Below are 12,084 nucleotides of genomic sequence, written 5' to 3' on the forward strand. Positions count from 1 at the left end.
CTCTTACATTTTGAACGCGCGAGTTCTTATTGTACATCAAATTTCGAAACCTTAGAATCCAGCCGTGAAGACGACGCGCATGACTTCTTCTGGAGTGGTGATTCCTTGAAGGATTTTTATCAAACCATCTTCTCGAAGTTCGTGCATTCCGTTCGCCTTTGCGGCTTCTTTAATGTCTGCTAACGGCGCCCTTCGAACCACGAGTTCCGCAATTTCCGCATTCATGCGCATAAGTTCGAAGATACCGATACGCCCTCTGAAACCGGTGTATTTGCATTCCTCGCACCCTTTGCCTCGGTAAAGCACTACCGGTGCATCTGGGTCTTCAATCTGAAATCCGAAACGACGCAAGTCTCCTTGACGCACTTCGTAAGGTTCTTTGCAGTTATTGCAATTCTTCCTTGCCAAGCGCTGAGCGAGAACACCGATGACGGTCGCCGAGATGAGATACGGCTCGACGCCGATATCCACCATACGAACTACTGCCGAAGGAGCATCGTTCGTGTGAAGCGTCGAAAGAACCAAGTGACCCGTCAGCGACGCTTCTATCGCGATTTCTGCCGTTTCGAGGTCGCGCATTTCACCGACCATGATGATGTCTGGGTCTTGGCGTAAGAAGTGTCGAAGCGCGGTTGCAAACGTTAAACCTGCTTTTCTATTTACTTGTACTTGCGAAACACCTGGTAATTGGTACTCGACTGGGTCTTCGATCGTGATGATGTTGCGCTCGATGGAGTTGAGTTTGTGGAGAATCGCATATTGCGTCGTCGTTTTTCCAGCACCGGTAGGTCCGGTGGAAAGAAACATTCCGTTCGGCTGGTTGATCAATTCGTCAACCTGGGATTGATTCTCTTCGGTAAAGCCTAATTTCTCGAGCCCGATAAGAACGCTCGTCTTATCGAGAATACGCATCACGATTTTTTCGCCCCACTGAGTCGGAATCGAACTTACGCGAAGGTCATAGTCTTTTCCAGCGTGACGGATTTCGATTCTTCCGTCTTGCGGAAGACGACGTTCCGCGATATTCATTTCCGCCATGATTTTGTAACGGCTAACCAGGGGTGCTTGAAGGTTTTTCGGAATCGTGGCAGCTTCGTGAAGAACACCGTCTATGCGGAATCGAATTCGCACACCGCGAGCCTGCGGTTCGACATGGATATCCGATGATCGGTCTGCGATGGCTTGTTGGATGAGAGCGTTAGCCAAACGGATAATTGGAGCCTGTTCCGCGACTTGGACAGCGGCTTGTTCATCCTCTTCGATTGCGATTTCTCTGCTCGCCCCTGCTTCAGCGATGGCTTTGCTAATATCGCCTCTCATACTAATCGGAGGCGCGGAAGGAGGTCCTCCTGCAGTAACTAACCCGTTACCTTCTCCACTTTTGTAATAGCGATGAATAGCGTCTTCGATGGCTCCCCGCACTGCCATAACAGGAGTTACATAAAGCCCTGACGCTAAGCGAACATCATCGATCGCTAAGATGTTGGATGGGTTGGAAGTGGCGAGGTACAGCCTGTCTCCCTCCTTTTTATAAGGGATGACCGTATGCTGACGAGCGATACGCTCGGGAACGACGTTGATAGCACTAGAATCGCAGGGTTCTCTGTCGAGGTCTACGAACTTATATCCCAGTTCTTGGGCTTTGGCTTCCATGACCTCGCGTTCCCCTACGAACCCGAGTTGAATCAAGATATTCCCGATGTCGCTTTCATGCGACTGTTGCTGTACTTTCTTCGCTTCTGCAAGTTGTTCCGGCTTTAGATAACCTTTTTGCAGAAGGTAGTCGGTTAAAGGCTGACGTGCTATAGCCATTCGTTTTGATTTTCTCCTGCTTGCATCCAGCGTTTAGGCTTTATGGCTGAATAAGGAAGGATACCCCCATCACAGGGAGAGCGGAAATTTCCAGTAATTTTTCGACGCCCTGGGGTTGCTTTAAAGTTCATTTTCTTCAACGCCATCCATTTATTTTAAGTTCCCGCTTTAAGTTCCCGATTGGCGGCAGGGATTCCTTCGAAGGATTCCATGCTTTTTATCAGAGAAGTTATCAGAGAAGCAAGCCTTCGAAAGGGTGCATTCTCAAGGTAGATGATGGTTTGAAAAGGATACAACTTAATATAGAGACAGAAAGCCCTCTGGAAGATTCGCCCCTTTATAGGGGATACATTATATTTAAAAGACTTATTTTGACCGTCTGTTGGGCAAAATTCACTTTTTCTTGTTCCCGCCACCTTTGCCTACCCCCTCTTTGTTAGTGCCAGTTTTTTCTCCTCCCAATTCCTCTTCACGAACTCGTAAAGAACCCTCAGCGCCATAGCCTATTATGCGTTCATCACCTTCTTTCGTAGAAATCACCAAAGTCTCCACATGGAATTCGTCGCCGAGACTGTTTTTCATCACTACTTCACGCAGTCCAGGGGTACTCATAAGGGTGAGAATTTCTTTTTCCTCTTCATAAATCGCACGAGGTCCTGTGATTTCGCGCCAAGCATTATTTCGCAACTCCTGCCTCGCCAACGGAGAACCAGTGATGATTGCTCGTTTGGCACCCTTCTGATAAAAGTATTCGATGTTGCGGCATGTAATCACTATGGGGTACTTGCGTATGGTCTTTCCACTTCGCAATTCCTCCTCCGTCTTCTTTTGTTCTTCTTCCGAAAGTTTCTCCGTGGGTTTTACACCAGGAGGCAAGTCGGGTTTTGCGGGCTGTAACGCACTCGACGGTATGCGACCCTTCTCCTTTTCCGGCTTTATCGTCAAACGAACATCGCCAGTAATTACAGCGCGTTTTTCTTTGTTGTAAATCGTAACTTTGGGAGCAAGCATGAAGGCATCGGGTGCGTGATATTCGCATTCCCCTTCTGCAACGATGACATCGTTTTCTCTATCGTGGGTTATTTTTCTCGCCCTCAACAAACTGTCTTGGTCAATCGCTTCAGCGTTGTAATAGATAATCCTATCAGGGTTCGAAAAAGATTCGAAGCGTTCTCCTCTAACGAGGATTTGCCGACGTTTGACTGTTTTTTCCTGTTTTTCTTGTCGAAGTTCGATTGGACCTTTCCATAAAAAACTCTCTACGAGACCGTGGCGATTTTCCCAATCATAAGTCAAACTCGCTGCGTGAACCTCTCCCTTTTTATAAGTCCCATCAATACCTTTAGAGGCAACCAATCGTTTCTCTTGTCGAAAGATTTCGACTATCGAAGCACTTAGTTCGCCTTCTTCAAAGACGAGTTTCGGTGACCCCAAAACTTCGACGAATTCCCTTCTTGCATCGTACACCGCTTCTCCAGCGCGGAATTTCGCTTTTGCTTTCCCCTTTTCCCATACTGCGCCGTTGTGAACGTTTTCTAAATGAAAATACTGTTGGTTGCGGTGGATTTCGATTCTCGCTACATCGAACGATAGTACTTTTTCTTTTCCTTCGAAAACTTTTACATTTGCATCCGTAATGATGGAGCCGATTCCTGCACCTAATGGATTCGCATAGGCAGCGCTGTAGCGGGCAAACGGGTCTATGCTCAAAAGGTAACGCACACCCGCCAAGAAAGCAGGCGTCGCTAAAGCGAAAAGAACGAACCCAAGTGTCGTCCTGATTTTAGGGTTTCTTATCAAGTTGTACATCTATTTGAACGATTTGGTCGGGAGAGGTGAATCCCGTAACAGGCACGTTTTCGTCGCGGTAAATGCCGTTCGGGTCATGGAAAAATATTATATAGTCATTAGGAGCCACCCAGAAGTAGTATCGGTTATCTTCACCCACGGTCGTAAAGCGAATCGGTGTACCGTTAGTCAATTCGAGAGTGACCTCCACACCATTTGGACTTCCGCCATCGCTGGTCGTTACGTTTCCCCAAAGGTTGTAAGGTGGTGGTGGAGGATTTTCGTCGTTCGAAGGCGCCATCAAAATTGGGGGAAGCGTAATTACCCCGTTGATAGGGTTTTGATTCGCCGTGAAATTCGACGGGATGTAACCTTCTTTCTCGGCTCTTCCTACGATGCTTTCGAATACCCATGAGTTCTCTGCATCATAGGCGACTTCTGTAAGCGTGAATTCGCCATTTTCATCGGTCGAATCTATCCTTCCTGCGAATTTCACGGTTACATCGGGTATCGGCTCTGTGGTGTTCACATCTACTGTGCTTCCTTGCACGGTAACCGTTTGCGGCCCTATCCAGAATTCGCCTAAGTCGGTGCTTTGCGTGATGGCTGGAAAATTAAAAGTAAAGGGAGGGAAATCGCTCGTGACGAGCATAGTCGTCGCCCCAGGTTCTACGAAGAGCAAAAATTCTCCTGTTCCAGGTTCTGTTTGGGTAGAAGCCCCCCCAATAGTCACTACGGCAGGTGGGTCGGGACCTTCCCCCGTCGAGACAGAAAGGATTTTTCCCGTTACCGCGATTCCAGAACCACCACCGCCGCTACCCCCACCTCCGCAGGAGACTGCAAATGTTAAAATTAATACGATACAAAATAGGCTCGATATCTTTATCATTTATTTATCCGCCGCAACAACGTAAAAGTCTTGTTTCTTTTGTTTCGGAAGGAAAAGATAAGAAGTTCCGTCTCCTAATCGCGTGAGAAATTTCATGTTGGAATCGTATAGAAATAGTTTAGGTGCGCTACCTTGAAAAATTTTAAATGTGCTTCGCAGGTAATAGGCTTTTCCTTCATGCAACCCTGTCAAAGTGATTTTCCAAACCTTTGCGGAATCGCCGCGAATATCGCGAAACATAGGCGAAGTCCCGCCTAATTGGGCTTGAAGTGCGCCCCCCCATATTGGAGGAAGCAAAGCATCGAGCCCTATATCGTATCCCGGATTCGCCCCGGGTTTGTAACCGATTTCCACGACAGATTTTTCGACATTCAATCCCTCCCAATAGAGTCGCGCAATCCAATGAGGCAAGTCCGTGCGAAAATGCGAACGTTCTTTCCTTTCGAATGCGCCAGGTCGAAAGGTAAACGTAACACCTTCCGTAGCGAGAACTCTCACGAAGACTCCCTCCCCGGGAAAGAAGCTATCTGCAGGAACGAGTGTCCCCCCCTCTGGCACACCGCTATATAAATCGGGTGCACCGGGATTAAATTTGAACATCACCGTATCGATCCAACCCTTCGCTATAGCATCGGGAATGTCTACAGCGCTTTCCGTCGCTTTCTGTACAGAGATATTCGCAAAAGTGATTTCCGCATCGAAGGGATTCGTAATTTGATTCCATCCCACCTGCATCGGAACGCTGAGCGGTTGTTTTCCGGGTTTCGCTCCGAAAATGGTAAAATTCGGAACATCGGAAGGCATTCGGATGTAATAACCTCTTCCGTAATCGAAGGGGGGGATATTCGGATACATATCGTATTTCAACAAATCCTGTCTCCATCGCGCGACCAAAGTTTCGAGCGGATTCAGCCCCAAGATTTGCGCCATATCCGTAACGAAAGGTCTCACGGGAAAGCCTATCATTTGAACGCCCCCCCTCAATCCTCCTGGAAACTGATAAGTTCCCTCGGAATCCTCTTCGTTCGCTTCGTCCGTGTCCGCGAAAATCGTTAGACCGAGGGATGTTCCCCACGTATTCACAAAAATAGTTTTTAGAACCGTTTCATTTCCCGAGTCGAAGTTTTTCAAAATCACTTCGATTTTCGCATGCCGAGGGATATTGACTCCCGTTGCCGGATTGGAAAAGTAGTCATCAGGGAGTTTCATGCCGAACGCACCGTTGCGAAGGGGCACAGATATCGGGGTTTTTCCCGGTATCGTAATGCGCACGAAGCCGCCTATCGAACCATCCCCCCCTGTTACGAAACCATCGAAACCGACGACCGTTCCATAAAAATTATTGGGAATAGGGTTTTTCGACGTGGCGATCGCCCCTGCCGGCAGAATCGTTCTCGCGATGTTCTCACCGAGCGGCAACTCGACCGTGGCTTTATAATATACCCCCCCGAAAATATCCAGTAAATTCGGAGTCACCGAGCCGAAGCCCGCCGCGAAATCTACGCGATCGTCTTGCCCCGTAAGAAACATTCTCGAAAAAACGGAATCCCAATAAATAGGAAAACTCGTTCCTGAAAGGAGTTGTTCTTCCCCCCCAGGATACGTTTCGTAATAACTCGTCCAGATTGCAAAAACTCCGAAATCGTTTCCACTCAAACCAAAGATAATGGGAATGGATTCGACGAACATCTTCCTGCCGAGACTGACGGTCGTATCCAAAATATATTGTCTACGAACCCAATCTGCGAAGGGCTGCTCTTCGATTTTCGCTCCTGTTCCTTTTACTTCATCCATTGCGTTTTGCATAAGAGAAACGAGCGCAGGAATATCTCCCGAAATTGCAGGATTATTTATAAATGCAGTGTAATAATCTTCGAGAAAGGAAGCGAAAAACCCCGGTGAGTATTCTGCAAAAAATTTCGCCCAAGCTGTGCCTGCTTGACGGTATCGCATCAGGAAAATCCCCCCCAACGAGCCGCCGGGCGGCAAATCCCCGTCTTTCAAATTCGGTGCGATAAAAGTCGGATTACCTAAAGGGGGCTGATTGTACCAAGAATATAAAAAACTATTATCGTAAGTATTCGAAATGACCAAATCGAGCGTTTCTAAATCCAAACCCATTCCCTGCAATATGGAACGATTGAGACGACATGTTTCCATCGTAGTCGCGCGAGCGAGTCCTTCCGACCATGCGTCGTATTGAAAAGCCGCAGGTCCTACGTAAGCGTGATACAAACAGTGCAAAAAATTTACTACAGCGGTTTCTTTAGCGTTATAAACAGGAAACCATATCGCTGGATTGCCGCTTCCATCATCCGGGAAATAAATCCCCCCCGCAACTGCATCGCGGTCACCGATTACAGCGTCTTTATTATATACTTTGACGACCCCCCCTTGAAAAGGCATTCCGAAAAATGTATCTAAAACTGGTTCGAAAGTGTCGAATGTTTCTTGTAGCAATTGTTTGTAAGCGTCGGGGAACGGACCAGGGTCGTTGCCTTGGTCTGGGAATTCCAAAGTTAATGAACCTCGTTTGCTCGAAGAAAATGTCGCGCTCTTTAAAAACTTCCCAGAAGCATCCTTCACGACAGCAATGCGCGGAAGAATAAAAAGAGAACCCGGTGGAGTCAAACCGAGTTCGATACGCTTCTGCCAGTAGGGTCGAGCAGCGTTGTCCATCGCTTCGACCTCTCTTCGAACGATTTTTTCTGCTAATTTCGTAATTTCTTCGAAATTCCTTTCTTTGCCGGTCAACTGGATGACAATCGCAGATTTCGGTGGACGAATCTCATAGGAAAGGGCGAAAGAGAAGGCACAACTCAAAAGAATAAGGACTAAAACTTTCATCACGTGAGCCATTGACATAACGCAAAAGTTGGACGGATGGCGCTTCCCTGCCTGTTCGCAGGACATAAACCGGATATAAGATTACAATAGAAGCACATGCGAATTCCTATCGAGGGTGAGTTTATCGAATTAGGACAACTTCTCAAGAAACTTCATTTCGTCTCTTCGGGTGGTCAAGCGAAAATCTTCCTCGAAAAGAATCGAGTTACCGTGAATGGCGAGAGAGAGCAACGGAGGGGAAGAAAATTGCGCCCGGGAGACGTCGTTCGCGTCGAAGGGTTTGCTGAAGTGTTGGAAATCGCGGGAAAAGAATAAAACTGCATGGGTGCGCTTTCTAAAATAACTTACTTTTCATGCGCTCGTTATTTCTTGTTGCAGGATTCTTTTTCGCAGGACTCGGCTTTGTGGGGATGTTTGTTCCCCTCATGCCGACGACGATATTCTTGGTTCTTTCTTTGTTTTGTTTCGGAAGAAGCTCCCCTTATTGGGAGAATCGTCTCCTTGCGAATCCACTCTTAGGAGACGCACTCAAAAATTGGCAAGAGCATAAAAGCATTTCGCGAAAGCATAAAATCTTGGCAATTTTCACTCTTTGGATTTCTTTAGGGATTTCGATGATTTGTTTATCGGAACTCTGGTTGCGAATGTTATTGTTCGTGTTAGGGATGTTTCTGACATTGTATTTACTTACACTACGAACTTATCGAGAAACAATGAACGTTCCCAAAGAGAGTTTGGGAACGAGGAAATAAAACAATGTCTTTTGGCATGGAAAGTTAGCAGAGCTTCTAAGTTTGGAAGCCTCAACAGCAGGAGCTGTTGAGGCATAAAATGAAGTTCCCAAACAGAGTTTTGGAACGAGAAAACTCTAAAAACGCCGTTTATGTCATCAAAGAATAAAAATTATTTCTTCACCTTCGGTGCGAATGTGTCATCTTTCGCAAAAGAGAAATGCTCTTGCAAATAGGTTTTCAGTCTTTCCAGCGCTTCGCGCCAGAATTTCCGCATCTCTCGTCCTTTCGTCAATTTATCTAATCCAGAGTAATTCGCAGAAAACGTCAGTTCGATACGAATCATTCCGGGTGTAAGTTCTGCGAGTCGCCATTCGAATTTTTCTCCGTAAATCGGGTGCACGGGTCTTTGCAATATTCTTGCCTCTGCGCCGGACCAATTGCTCACCTCTGCAGTAACGAGTTCATAGTGCTTTCCATTCCATTCGAAAGCGATCTTTTGTCCGGGTAGAAACTGTTCGACGGGACTATGCGGTCTCGGTTCGATTTCCTTGATTTGTTTTACGGTAGAGGGAAGATAATGTCCTTGTTGCATTAAATCTGCAACGGCTAAAAATGCGGCTTCCGGTGTCGTCAAGACATCAACATGCTCTGTGAACGAAAACATAGGCTTTAAAGTTTGAGACCAATTTGCGATTGCATTTGTTCCATAATCGCAGGAATTGCATTGAAATACGCTTCTCGTAATTTTTCTAATTCGATTTCCAGCAGGCTTTGCGAAGGTGCAACGATTTGAAAAGATGTGCGAGAGGAATCATAAGTTCCGAGGCAATGCACGAAAATGCCATATTCGCTCGCTAAATCGAAGATCTTCTCGAGATTTCCTCTTCGTAATCCGTCTGCGCTAACCCCGAACAATGCACGACCGGAGAGTTCACCGAATAAATGCGCGTCTCTTCGTTCGGAATAAGTCCACGGATTGAACTGCATTTCCGAATCCAAAATAGCGCGTTGAATCGTATCGTCCGACGTGAGTTTTCCTCTTGCCATGCGTTCCAAAAGCGGAGCGAGAATATGACGCTGAAAATGCTCTTGCGGGTCAATCAGCGCGAAACAACCCGCTTCTCCCAGGCAACACATTTCGGCGAGCGCGACGGCGACCCCCCCCTCTGAAATGTCGTGAGCACAAACGAACAACCCTTGTTCGATGGCGTGAACCAAAAATCGAATGAACGCTGCCTCGCCTTCTAAATCGGGGGTTTCTGGAGAACCGTCTTCGATGCCATGTATCACTCGAAGATATTCACTCGCTCCTAAACCCTCCTGACGCGCGCCACGTCCATAGCATCCGGCTATATAGATATAGCCTATTCCGTTGGGGAATCCGATGGGGGTTCGCTTCTTTGCATTTTCGATAACGCCAACCACGCCTACCGTAGGAGTAGGCAGGATTGCGCCATCCTGCGTTTCGTTATAAAAACTCACATTACCGCTCACGATGGGTATTCCCAATTTTTCGGAAGCATCCGCAATCCCTCGAACCGCTTCACGGAATTGATAATAGACTTTAGGGTCGTTCGGGTCTCCGAAATTGAGACAATCCGTCGCCGCAAGAGGCATCCCCCCCGCACATGCGACATTTCGAGCCGCTTCCAAAAGCGCGAGTTGCCCCCCCAAGTAAGGATTCGCATTCGTCCAAACACCGTTTCCGTCTATTTTCGCAACGATTCCCTTCGAATTCTCTCGCAGAAACAAAACCGCAGCGTCGCCCTTCCCCGGTCCTAAAGTCGTTCGCGTTTGCACCGACGTATCGTACTGTTCGAAAACCCAATTTTTCGCGGCGATGTTCGGACTCGAAAGCAATGCGAGTAACGCCTTTTCGTACGAAGCCGGCTCAGGAAGCGAAGAAGGCGACCACTTCGCCGCTTTTTGAACGATTTCCGGTTCGTCTGCGTCGAGAAAAACCGTAGGGCATCCATTGACGATGAAATCGGCAGGGATATCCGCTTCGACTTGTCCATTTTTCTTGACTACGACGCGTTTGGTATTCGTAACTTCGCCTATCACGACTGCTGGCAAGCCCCATTTACGGAAAATGCCGATAACCTCTTCCTCTCGACCTTTTTCGACCACTGCGAGCATGCGCTCTTGGCTTTCGCTCAGCATAATTTCGTATGCATTCATCGTCGAATCACGAAGAGGAACTTTGTCCAAATCGATTTCCATGCCTACCCCCCCGCGAGCGGACATTTCGCATGTAGAACAGGTAAGACCTGCCGCTCCCATGTCTTGAATGGAAACGATAGCACCGGTCGCTAAGGCTTCCAAAGTCGCTTCGACGAGCAACTTCCCCGCGAAAGGGTCACCGATTTGAACGTTCGGTCGTTTTTCTTCGCTGTCCTCACCCAAAACTTCGCTCGCAAAAGTAGCGCCGTGAATGCCGTCTCTCCCTGTCGCGCTTCCCAAATACACAACAGAATTGCCAACACCTTTTGCAATCGAGGATGCAATTTTATCGAGCGAAACGAGCCCGATGCACATCGCGTTCACGACTGGACTGCCCGAATACTTCGGGTGAAAATGCACCTCGCCTGCTACGGTGGGGACGCCGATGCAATTTCCATAATTTCCTATGCCTTGCACGACTTGGTCGAACAGTCTTCTATCCAAATTGTTTTCAGGTCGTGTTATGTCTCCGAATCGTAAAGAATCCAAACAGGCAATAGGCCGCGCGCCCATAGATAACACGTCTCGAATAATCCCCCCCACGCCTGTCGCAGCACCTTGGAAGGGTTCGACCGCAGAAGGATGATTGTGACTTTCGACTTTGAAGGCAACCCCGATTCCGTCACCGATATCTATGACCCCGGCATTCTCCAGCACCCCGATTTCGCTCGCGCGCTGATAGTTTTTGAAGAACTTCAGGATGGGTTTGCTCGATTTATACGAGCAGTGTTCGCTCCAAAGGACGCCGAACATGCCGAGCTCTGTAAGGGTCGGCTCTCTCCCCAATTCGCGGAGAATCGTTTTGTACTCATCCTCGGATAGCCCCATTTCCCTATAAAGCGGAGGCTTAACGGCTTCATGCATGGTGGTTATAGTATGCCCGAAAGGAGGGAACGGCTTTTAGGCTTCGAAAGTTCTTAATCTTTTATTCTTTGCCCCTAAAGCTGAAATCGTGGATCTATAAAACATACCGCTTCCACTTCGAGCGAAGCGAAGGGGGAACCTCTAAGAAGGGGGTGAAATATCTACGGAAATTTACATTCTCTGCATCGACTGTATGCCTCAACAGCTCCTGCTGTTGAGGCTTTTATGCTTAGATGGGTTCTGTTACCCGTTTTTTTATGCCTCGACACTTCTGTTATGAAGCTTTAGCTTTCTCATATATCTCTCGTTCCCAAAACTCTATTTTGGGAACGTTTGCTTATGAATTGATAAAACCCCCTCCGTAAGGTTCCCCCTGAGTTTCAGGGGGAACCGATTTTCTTTATTTTTTATGACCCCCTCCGTAAGGTTCCCCCTGCTAGCGCAAGGGGAACCGATTTTCCTAACCCCAAATGCTGACTCGAGAACTTCTACTATGTTGGATTTCCAATGCTAAAATCCAAGTATTTATACTGGATTTTTTAAGTTTTTTTTTTTAGCCTTTCCCCCTTGACAGAACGGATTTTCTTTGTTATCCTGAAAATACGAGGAGGATTTCTTGATGGAGAGTCCTGAAAATTCGAATGTGGGGACGGACACAGCGCTTCGGGAGGCAAAACTGCCTGCGTGGGTGGTAGTGGGGTTCGTTTTCGTTATTCTTTCTTCGCCCGTTTGGCTCCCTAACCTCGTGGCATTCGGTTATGACCCATTCGCAGGAGCAAACCCTTCCCAAGGTCCGGAATGGCGTAAAGACCTTTTAGGCAAACGTGTGAACCTGCCATCCAAAGACGTTCAAGGATACAAAATCCCGAAAGACCGCAACCTGTTCGTGTTTTCCATGAGCTGCAGTCCATGAGGAGACAAACAGGC

9 protein-coding genes are annotated in these 12,084 nt (G+C 47.6%); 3 read left to right on the plus strand and 6 right to left on the minus strand.

Annotated features, from left to right (window positions below):
* Window positions 1-51: 51 nt before the first annotated feature.
* The 4 genes from VNK96_04460 to VNK96_04475 all read right to left on the minus strand — a co-directional run bounded on the left by VNK96_04460 (window position 52) and on the right by VNK96_04475 (window position 7,354).
* Window positions 52-1,812 carry an ATPase, T2SS/T4P/T4SS family gene (locus VNK96_04460; GenBank protein HWP30967.1) on the minus strand — a complete coding sequence of 587 codons (1,761 nt, stop codon included), beginning with the start codon at window positions 1,810-1,812 and terminating at the stop codon, window positions 52-54.
* A gap of 393 nt (window positions 1,813-2,205) precedes the next feature.
* Entirely contained in the window at window positions 2,206-3,621 is a 1,416-nt protein-coding gene (locus VNK96_04465) for a hypothetical protein (protein ID HWP30968.1), read from the minus strand.
* Window positions 3,596-4,489 carry a hypothetical protein gene (locus VNK96_04470; GenBank protein ID HWP30969.1) on the minus strand — a complete coding sequence of 298 codons (894 nt, stop codon included), beginning with the start codon at window positions 4,487-4,489 and terminating at the stop codon, window positions 3,596-3,598. Before VNK96_04470 ends, VNK96_04465 begins: the two co-directional genes overlap by 26 nt.
* Window positions 4,490-7,354, minus strand: a complete 2,865-nt coding sequence (locus VNK96_04475) for a hypothetical protein (GenBank protein ID HWP30970.1) — start codon at window positions 7,352-7,354, stop codon at window positions 4,490-4,492.
* A 78-nt stretch (window positions 7,355-7,432) separates the two neighbouring features.
* On the opposite strand from VNK96_04475, the gene yaaA reads away from it, so the two are divergent.
* A complete protein-coding gene (gene yaaA, locus VNK96_04480; GenBank protein ID HWP30971.1) occupies window positions 7,433-7,651 on the plus strand; it encodes a S4 domain-containing protein YaaA in 219 nt (72 codons plus the stop codon).
* 38 nt (window positions 7,652-7,689) lie between these two features.
* Entirely contained in the window at window positions 7,690-8,088 is a 399-nt protein-coding gene (locus tag VNK96_04485; GenBank protein HWP30972.1) for a YbaN family protein, read from the plus strand.
* A 151-nt stretch (window positions 8,089-8,239) separates the two neighbouring features.
* On the opposite strand, the gene VNK96_04490 is transcribed toward VNK96_04485, so the two are convergent.
* Both VNK96_04490 and purL read right to left on the minus strand, forming a co-directional pair.
* On the minus strand, window positions 8,240-8,734 hold the full coding sequence (locus VNK96_04490) for a hypothetical protein (protein HWP30973.1): 495 nt from the start codon (window positions 8,732-8,734) through the stop codon (window positions 8,240-8,242).
* A gap of 5 nt (window positions 8,735-8,739) precedes the next feature.
* The gene (gene purL, locus VNK96_04495; GenBank protein HWP30974.1) at window positions 8,740-11,157 is read right to left on the minus strand and encodes a phosphoribosylformylglycinamidine synthase subunit PurL; all 2,418 of its coding nucleotides are present in this window, start codon (window positions 11,155-11,157) and stop codon (window positions 8,740-8,742) included.
* A gap of 619 nt (window positions 11,158-11,776) precedes the next feature.
* Between purL and VNK96_04500 the strand changes: the two genes are divergently transcribed.
* The gene (locus VNK96_04500; GenBank protein HWP30975.1) at window positions 11,777-12,070 is read left to right on the plus strand and encodes a hypothetical protein; all 294 of its coding nucleotides are present in this window, start codon (window positions 11,777-11,779) and stop codon (window positions 12,068-12,070) included.
* Window positions 12,071-12,084 lie beyond the last annotated feature (14 nt).

It is taken from the genome of Fimbriimonadales bacterium (assembly GCA_035559795.1).
In the GTDB taxonomy this organism is placed as follows: domain Bacteria; phylum Armatimonadota; class Fimbriimonadia; order Fimbriimonadales; family ATM1; genus DATMAR01.